The 15,043-nt window shown below is 68.0% G+C and carries 17 protein-coding genes; 6 read left to right on the top strand and 11 right to left on the bottom strand.

The features are described 5' to 3' along the window. Positions 1–16 precede the first annotated feature (16 nt). Positions 17–880: a MetQ/NlpA family ABC transporter substrate-binding protein gene (locus ACFXHA_RS35500; protein ID WP_379364036.1), complete on the top strand. Its 864-nt coding sequence runs from the start codon at positions 17–19 to the stop codon at positions 878–880. 87 nt (positions 881–967) lie between these two features. On the opposite strand, the gene ACFXHA_RS35495 is transcribed toward ACFXHA_RS35500, so the two are convergent. From ACFXHA_RS35495 to ACFXHA_RS35455, 9 genes are all read right to left on the bottom strand, one after another. Then, complete coding sequence (locus tag ACFXHA_RS35495) at positions 968–2,011, bottom strand: hypothetical protein (protein WP_379364034.1); 1,044 nt, start codon at positions 2,009–2,011, stop codon at positions 968–970. 58 nt (positions 2,012–2,069) lie between these two features. Beyond that, positions 2,070–2,873, bottom strand: a complete 804-nt coding sequence (locus tag ACFXHA_RS35490; protein WP_379364033.1) for a DUF4239 domain-containing protein — start codon at positions 2,871–2,873, stop codon at positions 2,070–2,072. Positions 2,874–3,004: 131 nt separating this feature from the next. Then, positions 3,005–4,471 (bottom strand): hypothetical protein, encoded by a 1,467-nt coding sequence (locus tag ACFXHA_RS35485; RefSeq protein ID WP_379364031.1) that lies wholly within the window; start codon positions 4,469–4,471, stop codon positions 3,005–3,007. Beyond that, entirely contained in the window at positions 4,468–4,977 is a 510-nt protein-coding gene (locus tag ACFXHA_RS35480; RefSeq protein WP_379364029.1) for an RNA polymerase sigma factor, read from the bottom strand. The genes ACFXHA_RS35485 and ACFXHA_RS35480 overlap by 4 nt, the downstream gene beginning before the upstream one ends. A 45-nt stretch (positions 4,978–5,022) precedes the next feature. Further along, positions 5,023–5,451 (bottom strand): hypothetical protein, encoded by a 429-nt coding sequence (locus ACFXHA_RS35475; protein WP_379364027.1) that lies wholly within the window; start codon positions 5,449–5,451, stop codon positions 5,023–5,025. 237 nt (positions 5,452–5,688) lie between these two features. After that, entirely contained in the window at positions 5,689–6,435 is a 747-nt protein-coding gene (locus ACFXHA_RS35470) for an adenosylcobinamide-GDP ribazoletransferase (protein ID WP_379364025.1), read from the bottom strand. 90 nt (positions 6,436–6,525) lie between these two features. Then, positions 6,526–8,580 (bottom strand): nicotinate-nucleotide--dimethylbenzimidazole phosphoribosyltransferase, encoded by a 2,055-nt coding sequence (gene cobT / locus ACFXHA_RS35465; protein ID WP_379364023.1) that lies wholly within the window; start codon positions 8,578–8,580, stop codon positions 6,526–6,528. Between the two features lie 74 nt (positions 8,581–8,654). After that, positions 8,655–8,927, bottom strand: a complete 273-nt coding sequence (locus ACFXHA_RS35460; protein WP_379364021.1) for a hypothetical protein — start codon at positions 8,925–8,927, stop codon at positions 8,655–8,657. Between the two features lie 19 nt (positions 8,928–8,946). Then, positions 8,947–9,912, bottom strand: a complete 966-nt coding sequence (locus tag ACFXHA_RS35455; RefSeq protein WP_379364019.1) for a helix-turn-helix domain-containing protein — start codon at positions 9,910–9,912, stop codon at positions 8,947–8,949. 86 nt (positions 9,913–9,998) lie between these two features. Here ACFXHA_RS35455 and ACFXHA_RS35450 point away from each other — a divergent pair, with 86 nt between their 5' ends. Continuing rightward, positions 9,999–10,121: a hypothetical protein gene (locus ACFXHA_RS35450; protein WP_379364017.1), complete on the top strand. Its 123-nt coding sequence runs from the start codon at positions 9,999–10,001 to the stop codon at positions 10,119–10,121. Next, positions 10,118–10,348: a hypothetical protein gene (locus ACFXHA_RS35445; protein ID WP_379364015.1), complete on the top strand. Its 231-nt coding sequence runs from the start codon at positions 10,118–10,120 to the stop codon at positions 10,346–10,348. The genes ACFXHA_RS35450 and ACFXHA_RS35445 overlap by 4 nt, the downstream gene beginning before the upstream one ends. Positions 10,349–10,411: 63 nt before the next feature. Here the strand turns inward: ACFXHA_RS35445 and ACFXHA_RS35440 are convergent, their stop codons facing one another. Next, on the bottom strand, positions 10,412–11,056 hold the full coding sequence (locus ACFXHA_RS35440) for a DUF3043 domain-containing protein (RefSeq protein ID WP_379364371.1): 645 nt from the start codon (positions 11,054–11,056) through the stop codon (positions 10,412–10,414). A 218-nt stretch (positions 11,057–11,274) separates the two neighbouring features. Here ACFXHA_RS35440 and ACFXHA_RS35435 point away from each other — a divergent pair, with 218 nt between their 5' ends. The 3 genes from ACFXHA_RS35435 (at position 11,275) to ACFXHA_RS35425 (ending at position 13,694) form a co-directional block, all read left to right on the top strand. Continuing rightward, positions 11,275–11,625 (top strand): HesB/IscA family protein, encoded by a 351-nt coding sequence (locus ACFXHA_RS35435; protein ID WP_379364013.1) that lies wholly within the window; start codon positions 11,275–11,277, stop codon positions 11,623–11,625. Between the two features lie 244 nt (positions 11,626–11,869). Beyond that, positions 11,870–12,841, top strand: a complete 972-nt coding sequence (locus ACFXHA_RS35430; RefSeq protein ID WP_379364011.1) for a carbohydrate kinase family protein — start codon at positions 11,870–11,872, stop codon at positions 12,839–12,841. 139 nt (positions 12,842–12,980) lie between these two features. After that, entirely contained in the window at positions 12,981–13,694 is a 714-nt protein-coding gene (locus ACFXHA_RS35425) for an MBL fold metallo-hydrolase (RefSeq protein ID WP_379364009.1), read from the top strand. Between the two features lie 148 nt (positions 13,695–13,842). On the opposite strand, the gene ACFXHA_RS35420 is transcribed toward ACFXHA_RS35425, so the two are convergent. Continuing rightward, positions 13,843–14,943 (bottom strand): branched-chain amino acid aminotransferase, encoded by a 1,101-nt coding sequence (locus ACFXHA_RS35420; RefSeq protein WP_379364008.1) that lies wholly within the window; start codon positions 14,941–14,943, stop codon positions 13,843–13,845. Positions 14,944–15,043: the final 100 nt, after the last annotated feature.

Genomic DNA, 15,043 nt, shown 5'->3' with positions numbered 1-15,043 from the left:
CCCTACGGTGCGTGAAATGCGAAAATTGCGCCGTTTCCTGGTGTTTCCGGTCCTGCTGGCACTGGCATTGACGGCCGCCTGTGGTGAGGAACACCACGGCGACGTGGTGCGCATCGGTGTGAACGATCTCGCACAACCGCACTGGGACGTGTTCAAACGCAAGGCCGCCGAGGCGGGGATCACGGTCGAGTTCACCAACTTCACCGACTACAACCAGCCGAATCCGGCGCTGTCGCAAGGCACCATCGACCTCAACAAGTTCCAGCACATCCGGTATCTCGCCAATTACAACGCCCGCAACAACGACACCCTGGTGCCGATCGGTGCCACGGAGATCTACCCGCTGGGGCTGTACTCGAAGAAGCACCGCGCGGTGAGCGAGATCCCGCAAGGCGGGGAGATCACCCTGAGCAACAATCCCGCGAATCAGGTTCGGCCGCTGCTGAACCTGGCCGCGGCCGGACTCATCGTCCTACGCAACGGCGGTTCCTGGGATTCCAAACTCGAGGACGTCGACAAGTCCGCTTCCCGCGTTCGGCTCACCACCATCGACCCCACCCTCACCGCCGCCTCCCTGGACAGTGTCGACGCCGCCTACGTCGACGACACCTGGGCGCGGCAGGCCGGACTCACCAACGACCAGATCATCTACACCGACGACCCCAGCCGCCCGGACTTGAAGCAGTACATCAACATCTTCGCCGCCCGCGCCGCCGACAAGGACAACCCGAAGTACCTGCGCCTCACCGAGATCTACCACGACCCCGAGGTCGAAGCGGCGATCAAGGCCGAGGCCGGCTTCCAGGGCACCTTCAAAACCAACACCCCGGCCGACCTCCAAGCCACCGCAACGGACTTGGAGGCCAAGTTCCGCAAGTAATCCCGCGTCGACTGGACGGCGCACCCGCCCCATGCGAGTCAGAGGCACACCTGCCATTCCGGCGTGCCTTTGGCCGGAATCCAACGCTCACTCGGCAGCGCCACCGCCGCCACCGGCGTGGGCACGGGCCATGCGGGCGCGCGCACCGGCGATGATCGTGATGACGATGACGGTCATCACCTGCAGCGCCGTCCACGTGACGGGCCGCGGCGGGGGCACGGGGGCGGCGTACTCGACATGCACTGGAGGAGGCGGCGGAATCGGCTGCGGCGCGGGCGGAATCACCGCGGGCACGGGGGCGGGCACCGGTGCCGGGGCAGCGACCGGTGCTGCGGCCGGAGCGTGCGGGATCTCCAGGGGGACGAAGGGTTCCTGCACCGGGATCGGCAAGAGCAGCAGGCAGGTGAGCAGGGCGCTACCGGTCACGGCACTGCCTACGACAACACTGCCCGCCCCTGCCGATCCGGGACCGACCAGGCCGCTGGAGCCAGGAATGAAGCCGGGGCCGAGCAGCCCAGACCCCATGCCGCTGCCCGTAAGGATGCCCAATCCCAGTGCGGCACTGCCGACCACGGCACTGCCCGCACACGCGGTGGCCACGCTGCCGGAGTCCAATCCGGCGAGGCCGCCGAGGGTGTTCGGGGCGGCGGCCACCTCGATCGGCCGCGCCCGATCCGGTGCCGGCGAGTGATCGTGTTCGGCATGGGAATTGCGGTTGGGCAGCATCAACCCGGCCGTGCCCGCGCTGATCCCGCTCCCCGTCGCGGCACTGCCCGTCACCGCGCTGCCGGTGCTCAACGCACCACCAACGGCAGGGACCATGCTGCCGACAGCCGGATTGGGGGCCAGCCCCAGCGAGCTACCCGAGGACGCGCCGCCACCCGACCCGGATCCGCTGCCGCTGTAACTGCTACCGGTCCCCAGCCCGAGCCCGCTGCCCGTGGGCGCGTCGATCGGGCCCGCCGCCGGATCCGATCCGGCACTGCCACTGAGGATTTCACCTACGGACGGCAACCCGGGTAGTCCCGGATCGGCCTGCACCACCTCGGGGCGCACGGTGAGCAGGGCGGCGGCCAACGGCACCGCCGTGACCACCGCGAATCCCCGTGCCGCCCTGCGAGTCCGGTTCATGCTGCCTCCGAAGGCCGTGTGCGGATGGTCGATCTGTGCGAGTGGTCGATCACCGATGTCAGCGTGGGCTGGCGCTCGTCGCCGGTTCGGCGGAAGCGATGTGCTCGAACCGGGACAGGGCCAGTTCGTAGGCGTCCTTGGAGACGTGGTTGCCGCCCGAGAACGGTTGGTCCAGTTGATAGATGGCGACGATCACCGCACCCAGCACCACACCGAACAGGCCGGTCATGACGACGCTCTTCTTGCTCACCACCACCCCGGAGAACACCGTGCCGAACAACAGCATCACGGTGGCGAACCACAGGGCGATGTAGAGGAAGCTGGGCAGCCGGTAGCCCGCGTCCAGGCCGCGGTCGTAGCGTGCCTCGGCGATGGCGTCGACGCTGGTCATCGCTTTGTCCTGGGTCGCTTTGGCATCCGCGTCGGTGGCCGGTGCCGCCGACACCGCGTCGCGCAGGTCGTCGAGGGTGGCCTGGGTGGCGGGGCTGAGCCGCCGCTGCTTGTCCATGACCTGCCACTCGTCGCCGATGACCTGCTTGGTGTAGTCCTTCACCAGCCCCTGGATCTGCTTACGGTCCTGTGCGGGCATGTCATTGGCGGTCTCGTAGACGCTGACCAGTGCCTTGCCCTCCGCCACCGTGTGGTCGTGGGAGGTGTCGTACTGCTGCCACAGGATCACCACCACGAAGGCCACGATGGCCGCGAAGAACATATTGACCATGTCGAGCATCATGTGACCGGCTCCGGAATCGTCCCCGTGCTGCCAGGATTTCGGCCGCAGCCGGTCCCCGATCAGGAACACCCCGACCGCGACCACCGCGAACAACACGAGCACACCCAGCTGCAACAGATCTCCGAGCATTCCGCGACTCCATTTCCGGGCCAGGGCAGATGCGATCACGATGTATTCGCAACCACTGGTCGGTCGGATTTGCGCGGGCAACCATTCTGCTACGGTCACGGCGCGCCGCTGGAGACATGCCGGTCCGAGCGTCAGCCCTTGGGACAGGCCAGGTTCCACCAATCGGCGGTACCGGAGTGATCCGGCCCCGTACCGCCGTTGACCAGACCCTTCACCGGTTGCGGGTAGCGCATGTCGACGCGGGTGTAGATGCGCAGGTTGTATCCGCAGACCTGAGGTTGGCTCACGGTCACATCAACGGGGGTGATGGTGGTCGGCCCCGCCGCACAATTGGGCGTGCAGTCGCGAACGCCCGCCGTGCCGGTGGCGGTCGCCTGATCCTCGCCCCAGCCGATCCATCGCAGCTGGTTGAGAATGTATGCGCCGGTGGCACAACCGATATAGATCTCGCCGGGTGCCGCAGCCGACAGCGGCGCCACGCAGGCAGCCAAGCCCGCCGATTGAATGACGGTGCTCGGATCGGTGGGAGCCGACCGGTCGACGCGCAGCAGCTGACCGGTGGCGCGATCGAAGGTGAAGGTGGCCTCACCCGGACGGGAAATACTCACCGTCCCAGCGTGTTCCGTGGCGGTGAGATCAGGCTGTTCGGAGAGCACTCGATACAACGCCGCCTGCAATCCCGCCGGAACCGCCGGAGCCTGGAGCAACTGCACCGCCGACCGGTACACCGACTGATGCGGTGCCGCGGCGGTGAGTGCCGCAGCAAGCGCCACCGGATCCTCGGGCAGTACGCCCACCTGCGCCCAGGTCAGGTTCTGCCCACCGAGGTGGTAGACGAGCGGCTGAGCCACCGCGAACATGCCCCGAACCGGCCCGGTCAACACCGGACTACCCGCCCGCTCCCACGCCTGACGTGCCGCGTCATCGGCGAACTCCGGTGCCCCCGTGGTTGTTTCGACCGACGCCTGACCCCCGGCCCGCACCTGGGTCCGCACGGTGGTGTCGATGCTGTAGCTGTACCCGGGTCCGGTGTAGGTGGTGCGGTGCAGCACCTGCTGATAGGCAGAACCCTGCGCCGGAATGTGCTGGAAGCCCGCAGGATTGGTGACCGCCGCAGCCGCAGCTCCCCGCAACAGCTCAGCCGCCGAAGCGGTCGCGGTGGTGTCGCGGAACAGATTCGACACGATCAGCAGCGCCGAAGCCACCGCGATCACCACGGCCGCCGCAGCCAAGCCCAGCACCCGAGGCGAGCGCAATCCGCGCCGCCGGGAAAGGTCGTCACCGCCATACCCTTCCGGCCGTGCATTGCCGGAGACGTCGCCGCTGCGGGACGCCTCTGCGCGATCAGATACCTCGGTGCTGAGAGATGCGTCGGGGCTGAGAGATTCCGCAGTGACGCGGGACTCGGCTGCGGCGTTGTGGGAGCCGTCGGACTCGGCGGTGCCGGGGGATTCGGCGGTGGCGGTGCGGGATTCGGCGGTGATGCGGGCGAAGACGGCGGCGGCGTGGTCTCGGTCGGCCCAGTCGTCCGGGTCGGTGCCGGCGAGGGGGTCGGCGCGGCGCAGGCGGTCGAGGGCGTCGCGTTCGGGGTCGGTCACGATGTCTCCTTCAGCCGCTCGGCCAGCCGTTTGCGCGCCCGGTGCAGGCGGACCCGGGCGGTGGTCACGGCACAGCCCAGGACCGCGGCGATAGCGGCGGCGTCGAGATCCTCCCAGGCGTGCAGTCGCAGGATCTCCTGATCGAGTTCGGGCAGTTCGCGCAGCGCCTTGCCCACGACGATGGCGTCCTCGGTGGCCGGATTGTGTACGACGCGTGGCGGATCCACGGTGCCGACCCGGTCGGCGAGAGCACCCCGCCGGCGGTCGCCACGGGCGGATTCCAGCAGCACGTGCCGCGCGACGCCGTAGATCCAGGGCAGCGCCCCGACCGGAAAGTCATCACGCGGCACCTCGTCAAGCTTGCGCCAGACGCGCAGAAACGTCTCCGCCGCAATATCATCGGCGACCGCGGGTTCGACCCGGCGACGGGCAAACGCCACGACGCGCCGATAGTGGGCGTCGAACACCGCCGCGAAGAAGTCATGCTCCGAATCCGGAACATGCACCTGCGCCTCCTGGCTCGGGGGACCTGAGTTTCGGTGGATCCGCGCCTACCTGAGCGCAACACTGTGGCTACCGCTGACACCATAAACCGTCGCCCGCGTGAACGACCGCCCGCCGCGACCCCAGAACACCTTCGGCTCCGTCAGTGTGATCACGACCGGCGTACTCGTCGAGCCGCCCGCAGCACAACTGGGCTGGCAATTCTTGATCGTCTCGGTGCCGTAACCGAACGCACTATCCGTACCCCAGTACAACCAGTTGATTCCGGTGACAATATCCCCCGCATCGGCCGGCGTCAGATAGATCGTGGACGGCCGCACCTGCGGCCCACCCGGTATGACGATAAGAGTCGTATCCGGCCCGGACACATCCGCCGACGCCACCCCGCCACCAGCGATAACCGACCCGGCAATCCCAGCCACCACGACACCCGTTCGCATCCAACCCACGACGTTCTCCTTCGACAGCGGCGGCACGACACATTCGCACCTCTACCTCCTTCTGGCCGCCAACCCTCCCCACGTTTCCGCAAGTTCGAGTGATCCAGGCCACACCGAAGGGGTGGTCACGCCCGTCATCGATCCGCGATCAGATCCTCGATCCCGCCGCACACCTGGCCAGCCTCACCCGCCCGGGTCAGCTGGCTCATCCACGCCCTCCGCGGTAAGCCGCTGATCAGCGGGGTGGGTGCGCAGCTCGAACAAACGCGCCGCTCAGCGAGCCAGCGAAAGCACCACGGCAGCGATCGTGACGCTCAATTCCAGTGCGGCACCGAGTACGTCACCGTTGAGTCCGCCGAACCGGCGCACACAGTGCCGCACCACCAGCAGCGATGCGGCCAGCGCCAGGACCACCCCCACCGGGCCCTGCCAGAGGTTCCCGGTCACGAATACCGAAGCCGCTGCCGCAATTGCGGCCCAAACCAGCACACCGGCGCTCCCCTGGGTGCCCGCCACCAGCGCACCGAACCCCGCTCCGGGCGCCGCCTCGATCCCCCGCCGGCAGGCAGCTACCACCGCGACCCGCCCGACCGCCACCGCCAGCACCACAGCCGCCCAACGCCCGGCCCCGGCCAGCGCCGCGAACGAAACCGCCTGCACCGCAATGGCGAAAACCAGCGCCGCCACCCCGAACGGCCCCGCCCCACCACTCTTCATAATCTCCCGAGCCCGCTCCGGCGGCCCATAACTCCCGAGCCCATCCATCGTGTCGGCCAGCCCGTCGATGTGCATCCCCCGCGTGATCAACGCCAGCCCCGCCACCGCAACAAATCCGGCCAGCAGCGCCGAAGCCCCCAATTCCCCAAGCCCCCACATCAATCCGGCAGCCCCGCCCCCGAGCAGCACCCCGACGACCGGTGCCCACGCAATCGCCCGCCCCGCAACCGCCCGATCAACTTCATCCGGCCCCCGCACCGGCAACACGGTCAGCCACGAAACAGCCAGCCGCGCGCCGTTCACGCCGCCACCCCCGGCCGTTGGAACCGTCCGATATGACAGCGCGCCACCACATCTCGCAATGCGAGGTGCGGTGGCGTGATCGACAGCAGGTCAGGCACCGGGGGTTTCGGCGTCGGCGGTGCTGACTCCGGCCTCGGCGAAGGTCGCCATTTCGGCGAGGGTGGCGACGGCGGCGCGCAGCAGCGGGAGGGCGGTGACCGCGCCGGAACCCTCGCCCAGGCGCATGCCCATGTCGACCAGGGGTTCCAGGTCTAGGCGCTGCAGGGCGATGGTGTGGGAGGGTTCGCTGGAGCGGTGGCCTGCGACCCACCAGGCGCGGGCGCCGGGGGAGAGCTGGTCGGCGACCAGGGCGGCGGCGGTGACGACGACGCCGTCGAGGATGACCGGGGTGCGGCGGGCGGCGGCGCGGGCCAGGAAGCCCGCCATGGCGGCGAAGTCCGCGCCGGATGCGGTGCGCAGCAGCGCAACCGGGTCCTTGACCACGGGGCGGGCGCGCCACATGGCGTCGCGGATGGCGGCGGTCTTGCGGATCCAGCCCGCATCGTCGACACCGGTGCCGCGGCCGACCGCGATCACCGGCTCGGTGTCGGTGATGGCCGCGATCAGCACGGTCGCGGGCGTCGTGTTACCGATACCCATGTCACCGGCGATGAGAAGGTCAGCGCCGGAATCGATTTCCTCATCGGCGATGGTGGCTCCGGCGGTCAGTGCCGCCTGCACCTCGGCCTCACTCAGCGCATCCTCGCGATCGATGGACCCGCTGGACTTGCGCACCTTGTGCCGCGAAATCTCCGGCGCGGTATCCCCCGCCACCGCGATGTCCTCCACCCGCACAGTCGCATCCGCGAGCCGCGCCAGCACATTCACCGCCGCCCCACCGTGCAGGAAGTTGGCGACCATCTGCCCGGTCACCTCACTCGGATAAGCCGAAACCCCATGCTGCGCAACCCCATGATCCCCGGCGAACACCACCACCCGAGCCCGCTCGAACTGCCGGGGCGGGCACTCCCCCTGGCACGCGGCCACCCAGTTGGCCAACTTCTCCAACCGCCCCAACGCCCCACCGGGCTTCGTCAACTGCAACTGCCGAGCCTCAGCCACCGCCCGCACCACCGCATCCGGCCCCGGCACCGTCCCGAACGAAATCCGCGCCGGCTTCGTCAGCACCGGCTTCTCGTTGGCGCTCGCCGAATCTGCACCGGCCGCAACACCGACCGCGACTGTATCCGCCGAATCAGCAACGCCCGCAGCAGCACCGGAGCCGTCCAGCGCACCCGACCCAGCCAAAACTGCGGCAACCGGGGTCTCAGCACCCGATACAGCCTGCTCACCCTCGGCGACCAGATCGGCGGCGGTCGCAGCCGCACCGACTCCGGCCGCCGACTCGCCGACGGCCGCAACGGTTGCGGTGCCACTCACATCACCAACCGCGCCCGGAGCGGCGGTCTCGGCACTGCCCAGAGTGCTTGCGGCAGCGTCCAAAACCTCTCCGCTCGCCGAAGTCGCGTGCGCCGCAGCAGCTGCGGCGACGGCAACCGTGGTCGTGGTCGCGGCGGCGTCGGAGAGGGCGGCGGCTGAGGCGCTGGCGCGGTCGGGCTTGATGCGGACGGCCTGGCCGGCGACGACGAGGAAGACTTCGTCGCAGACGGCGGCGATGCGCTGGTTCAGGGTGCCGAGTTCGTCGCGGAAAAGGCGGCCGGAGACGGTGGCGGGGATGACGCCGAGGCCGACTTCGGGGCTCACGACTATCAAGCGGCCTTCGTATCCGGCGACGGCCGAGACGAGTGCGTCGAGGTCGGGGGTGACGGTGCCGCGCGGGGATTCCCAGGCGGCGCGGGCGTCCAGGCGGGCGGTCAGCCAGGTGCCGAGGTCGTCGATCAGGGTCGCGGGCGCGGTGTCGGCGAGTGCGGCGACGGGGTCGCCCTCCACGATCGTCCAGTCCGCGGGGCGCCGGGCCCGGTGCGCCGCAAGGCGTTCGGCGAAGTCGGTATCGGCGGGATCGGCGGGATCGGCGATCGCGGTGGCGATGTATCGCACCGCCTCCGACGCGACCAGCTGTTCCGCGAAAGCCGACTTCCCGGACCGGGCGCCACCGAGCACCAGGGTCCGCAACGGCCGATCGGTTGTCTGAGCAGTGTGCGACACGTCAGCACGGTATCAATTGCAGCTGTGCTCCGGCCGAGTAGGCACGGCGATCGAGCACCGATAGACGACCGATGTCAGTAGTTCTTCTCGTTGTGCACGCACTGGATCTTCAGATCCCGGGAGGTGAACGACCAGTCGGTGCCTTGCGGACAGTCCGACTTCTGGTTCACGCTCGCCACGATCTTCCCGTCGTGCTGTTTCGAACACGCCACCAGCTTGTCGTGATTCGTCGTCTCACCGCCGACGATGCACTGCCCGTCGGCATTGCGCGGATCCTTGCATCCGGCCGTCGTCCCGACCACCAACACCATCAGCGGCACCGCCGCGATCATCACTCCCCACCGCATGGGACGGCATCGTAACGGGTCAGGAAACCTTCACCCCGAAGCGACGGCGATACTCCACCGGCGCGATCCCGACGAGCCGCTGGAAGTGATGCCGCAACAACGCTCCGGAGCCGAATCCGCAACGGTGCGCCAGGGATTCGAGATCCAGATCGGTGTCCTCGAGCAGCTGCTTGGCCAGCAGTACCCGCTGCCCGGTCAGCCACTTCACCGGCGTCGTACCCGTTTCCGCGGCGAAACGGCGCGCGAAGGTGCGAGTCGACATGGCCGAGCGCGCGGCCAGCGATTCGACCGTGTGCGGCAACTCCAGATGTTCGCCCATCCAGTGCAGGGTTTCGCTGAGGCTGTCGGAATCGCAGTCCACGACGGGCCGTTCGATGAACTGCCGCTGCCCGCCGTCACGCTGCGGCGGCACCACCATGCGCCGGGCGATGGCATTGGCGACCGAGCTGCCCAGTTCGCGCCGCACCAAATGCAGGGAGGCGTCGATCCCGGCCGCGGTGCCCGCGCTGGTGATGAGATTCCCCGCGTCCACGAACAGCACGTCCGGGTCGACGGTGGCCTGCGGGAACTTCTCGGCCAACAGGTCGACATACCGCCAGTGGGTGGTGCATTTGCGCCCGTCGAGCAGCCCGGCCTCGCCCGCGAGGAACGCGCCCGAGCACACCGTGAGCACGGTCGCCCCGCGCTCGGAGGCGTCGCGTACCGCGTCGATCATGCGCTGGTCGATGGGATTCTCGGCGAAGATCGGAAAGGCCGGTACGGCAACCAGATCCGCGTCCCGCAGCTCGTCCAGGCCGTACTGCGGCGTCACCTGGATGCCCGGTGTGCTGGAGACCAGCGGTTTTCCGGGTTCGATTCCGCAGACCCGGAAGTCGAAGCCGGGTAATCCGTCGGCGGTCCGGTCGAGGCCGAAAACCTCACAGACGACGCCGAATTCGAACATGGCGAGGTGGTCGTTGAGGACCACGGCGACCTTCGAGAGCATGTTCCGATCCCATCTGGCCGAATATTTACGAACTATGTCAGAACTGCCACTGTTGGCGGTATCTTCTCTATAGAAAACTTACTGCCATGCAAGCACTGTCCGCAATCGTCGCAGCCGGATCCGCCATGGCGGCGCTCGGCACTCTCACCTTCGGCTTCATGGCCGGGGACAACACCGATCACATCGATGAGGGCGAGGCCCACGCATGACCACCATCACCTCCGGACACGGCCACTTCCACACCGCCTCCGGCACTCACGAAGCAGTCACCATGTTCCGCCGATTCACCGCCCTGCTCGCCGCGGCCGGCCGGGCCGTCCCGTTCCACCGCGAGGACAGCTGGGGCCTGGCCGGTTCCGGCAATGTCATCGACCGCGACCGTGACCGCGTCGCCCTCGAGATCCGCGCGATGTCGACCTACCGTGAACACAACTGAGGGGCGGCCGAAGCCGCCCCTCAGGGAAGAACGATCGGCCGTCAGCGTGGACGGCCCTGCGGGTCAGACCGCGTCGCCCGCACTCACCCGCGGCTTCGGCGCCCGCATGCGGCGCACCTGCGAGGCGCGCACGAAGGCGTACCAGCCCAGCGAGAACGACGAATCGGCGGTGTCCGGGTAGCGCTCCCGGACCCGCTTGTTCACCATGCGGCCCAGCACGACGCCCTCGATGATCATGAACAGCATCATCACCAGCATGGCCAGCGTCACCAACGCCTGCAGCGCGGGCGTGAGGATCATGCTCACGATCAGCACCAGCGCCAGCGGCATGAACAGCCCCAGCAGATTGCGCCGCGCATCCACGATGTCGCGCACGTATCCCTTGACCGGACCCTTGTCGCGCGGGAGCAGGTACTGCTCCTCACCGGCGAGCATGCGGGCGCGGCGGTCCTGCGCGGAGGCGCGACGCTCGGCCGAATCCGCCTTACGTTCCGACCGGGTCCCGCGGATCGCCTTGCGGCGGGCGCGAGCCTCCTTCGCGGTCTTCGGCGCGGGCGCGATCGGACCGCGTTTGCGGCCCTCGGCCTCGCGTCGCTTCGGAGTGGGCCGGCCCTTACCGAGGGTGACGGTCTTGTCCGCCACCGCGGCATCGGTATCGACGCTGGAGCTGTCGGAGGGGGTGGACTCGCCACGGCGCAGGAACTTCACGCCGACCAGGCTATTCGAAGACATGCCCGCCGGAAAATCCTGGTCCACCCGTTTGTTGTGTCGGACACCTCACCAGCAATCTGCCAGCGACCGCAATACCTCGGCGTTCCAGCGAATACCCGCCGCGTAAGATGGGGAATAGTCTCCCGAGAACAGGTGTTGACAGGCTTCGAGCCGTGCGCCTTCACGGGTTGAAAACAGGTCCCTTAGGAGAGTTCATGACTGTTGAGAACGAGACCACCACTCACGGTGCGACTCTGACCGAAGCCGCCGCCCTCAAGGCCAAGGCGCTGCTGGACCAGGAAGGCCGCGACGATCTCGCCCTTCGCATCGCCGTCCAGCCCGGTGGCTGTGCCGGCCTCCGCTACCAGCTCTTCTTCGACGACCGCAGCCTCGACGGCGACCTGGTCGTGGAGTTCAACGGCGTGAAGCTCGCTGTCGACCGGATGAGCGCCCCGTACATCCAGGGTGCCTCGATCGACTTCGTCGACACCATCGAAAAGCAGGGTTTCACCATCGACAACCCGAACGCCACCGGCTCCTGCGCCTGCGGCGACAGCTTCAACTGACGTAACGCTCGGCAGCGCGGAACATCCGCTCGGATGTTCCGCGCTGTTGTGTGTCCGAACCCGTCCGTTGGAGAGTTTTCGGAGGATCAGCCCTCGAAAGCGCTCCTGAGTCGGGTTAATCCGTCTCGGACGGTGTTATTTTCTTTAGTGCGAGCCCTTTTCGGCTCGCCGCCCTAACCATCGGCCCCGCGTTGGCGTCCCGCAATGGGTGTGCGCTGCGCTCGTCACCTAAGGATCGAATTCCGTGACCATCGCCGTGTCCGCGTCCATCGCGACCGATCACCTCATGCGTTTTCCGGGCAAGTTCTCCGATGTGCTGCTGGCCGACCAGCTGCATCATGTCTCGCTCAGCTTCCTCGTCGATGACCTCGTCATCCGCAAGGGCGGCGTGGCGGGCAACATCTCCTACGCCATGGGTGTCCTCGGCCGCGATCCCCTGCTCGTCGGCGCGGTCGGCCAGGACTTCGGCGACTACCGGAAGTGGTTGGAGGACAACGGCGTCGACTGCTCCGCCGTGCGCGTCTCCACCGAGCTGCACACCGCCCGCTTCGTCTGCACCACCGACGAGACCATGGCGCAGATCGCGTCCTTCTACCCCGGCGCGATGGCCGAGGCCCGCGACATCGACATCACCAAGCTCGACCGCGAACTGGAGCTGGTCCTGATCGGCGCGGACGACCCGGAGGCCATGCTCCGCCACACGGACCAGTGCCGCACCGCGGGCATCCCCTTCGCCGCCGACCCGTCGCAGCAGCTGGCGTTCATCGACGGCGAAACGGCCCTGCGCCTCATCGACGGCGCCGACTACCTGTTCTCCAACGAATACGAGTGGGGCATCCTGCTCCAGAAGACCGGCCTGTCCGAGGCGGAAATCGGTGAGCGCGTTGGCATCCGCGTCACCACCCTCGGCTCCAAGGGCGCGAAGATCGTCGACCGCGACGGCACCGAACTCCACGTCGACGTGGTCCCCGACATCGCCAAGCTCGACCCCACGGGTGTCGGCGACGGCTTCCGCGCCGGCTTCCTCACCGGCCAGTCCGCGGGCCTCTCCCTGGAGCGCTCCGCCCAACTGGGCTCCCTCATCGCCGTCCTGGTCCTGGAATCCGTTGGCCCCCAAGACTGGACCCTCGACCACGACACCGCCCTCAAGCGCCTCCGCGACGCCTACGGCCCCGAAGCCACCGCCGAAATCGAACCCCTCCTCACCAAGCGCTGAGCAGCACCTCGGCACCGCCGAGCCGAAGGTTCCGGCCGCCCACCGATTCGATTCGGTGGGCGGCCTTTTCCTATCGCCGTGCCACTCGATGGGCCTGCCGGTTGCGGGGGAATGCATCGTGCGCAATACGCTGGGAGGCATGGCCTCCGACCGTTTGTACTTTCGCCAGTTGCTCGCCGGGCGCGACTGGGCCGTGGGCGATCCGATCGCCACGCAGATGCGTAACTTCGCCTACCTGATCGGGGATCGGGACAGTGGGGAATGCGTGGTTGTCGACCCGGCTTATGAGGCAGGGCAGCTCGTTGATCTCGCGGAGGCCGATGGGATGCGGCTGACCGGAGTACTGGCCACTCATCACCACCCGGATCACGTGGGCGGGACCATGATGGGATTCACGCTGCGGGGCGTGAAGGAACTGCTCGAAAAGACCGATGTCGCGGTGCATGTCAATGCCGAGGAACTGCCGTGGGTCGCGAACGTCACCGGCATCGCACCCAGCGAACTGACCGGGCACGCCCACGGAGACAAGGTCGCGGTGGGCAGCTTCGAGATCGAGCTGCTGCACACGCCGGGTCACACGCCCGGCAGCCAGTGCTTCCTGTTCGAGGATCGTCTGATCGCCGGCGACACCCTCTTCGTCGACGGCTGCGGCCGCACCGACTTCCCCGGCGGCGACTCCGACGCCATGTTCCGCAGCCTCCGCTACCTCGCGGAACTGAAATCGAACCCGACCGTCTACCCCGGCCACTGGTACTCGGAAGAGCCCAGCGCAACCCTCTCCCACATCAAGGACCACAACTACGTCATGCGCCCCCAGACGCTCGACCAGTGGCACATGTTCATGCCCAGCTGATCGCCGAGTGGCACATTCCGGAGGGGATTTGCCTGAAATGCCTACCTGGATGTGCCACTCGGCGACTAGGTTGGCGCGGAGCAAGACCGCTGGAAGCGTTGCGCCCGCCCCGAAACTGTTCGGGGCGGGCGCGTTTCGTCGCGCGGGGTCAGGCGAGGGTGCGCAGCCAGCCGTGGCTGTCGGCGAAGGTGCCGCGTTGGATGCCCGTCAGGGTGTCGCGGAGGGCCATGGTGACCTCGCCGGGGTCGCCGGTGCCGATGGTGAATTCGCCGTCGGCGGAGCGGACCGAGCCGACGGGGATGACGACGGCGGCGGTGCCGCAGCCGAAAACCTCGGTGATTTCACCGGATTCGACGCCCTTGCGCCATTCCTCGACGGAGATCTTGCGCTCTTCGACCTTGTAGCCGGAGTCGGCGGCCAGGGTGATGAGGGAGTCGCGGGTGATGCCCGGGAGCAGCGAACCGGACAGTTCGGGGGTCACCAGGCGGGCGTCGGAGCCGCTGCCGAAGACGAAGAAGAGGTTGTTGGTGCCCATCTCCTCGACGTAGCGGTGCTCGCAGGCGTCCAGCCAGACGACCTGGTCGCAGCCCTTTTCCGAGGCCTGCTGCTGGGCGAGCAGGGAGGCGGCGTAGTTGCCCGCCACCTTCGCCTCACCGGTGCCACCGGGAGCGGCGCGCACGAACTCGGTGGACAGCCACACCTTGACCGGCTTCAGGCCGCGCGGGAAGTACGCGCCGGCGGGGCCGCCGAGCAGCAGGTACTTGTAGGCGGCGGCGGGCTTCACGCCCAGGCCGACCTCGGTGGAGAACATGAAGGGCCGCAAGTAGAGCGCGTCCTCACCGCCAGCCGCGGGCACCCAGTCGGCGTCCACCTCGAGCAGCTGACGAATGGATTCGATGAACAGTTCCTCGGGTAGCTGCGCCATGGCCATGCGCGCCGCGGACCGCTGGAAACGCGCCGCGTTGGCGTCCACCCGGAAGGTGGCGATGCTGCCGTCGGCCTGGCGGTAGGCCTTCAGCCCCTCGAAGATGGCCTGGCCGTAGTGGAAGACCATGGTCGCCGGATCCATGGACAGCGGCGCGTAGGGTTCGACCCGCCCGTTGGTCCACTGCCCGTCCACGTAGTCCATCGACACCATGTGATCGGTGAAGAAGCGCCCGAACCCGGGCTCCGCCAGAATCTCCTGCCGCCGCTGCGCCGGTACGGGCGCGGGATGCGGGACACGGGTGAACTGTGCGGCAAGTGTCATGACCTGGAGTCTAATTCGCCGCCCTCGACACGCGGGTGCGGGATCCCCCCTGTCGCCCGGGTCACGCGGTCCGGTAGCGGGCCGCTGTTCACTCCCCTGG

The organism is Nocardia sp. NPDC059240, assembly GCF_042753865.1.
Taxonomy (GTDB): domain Bacteria; phylum Actinomycetota; class Actinomycetes; order Mycobacteriales; family Mycobacteriaceae; genus Nocardia.
Note: the sequence above shows the minus strand (reverse complement) of the source record. Positions and strands in the feature narration are given on the sequence as shown.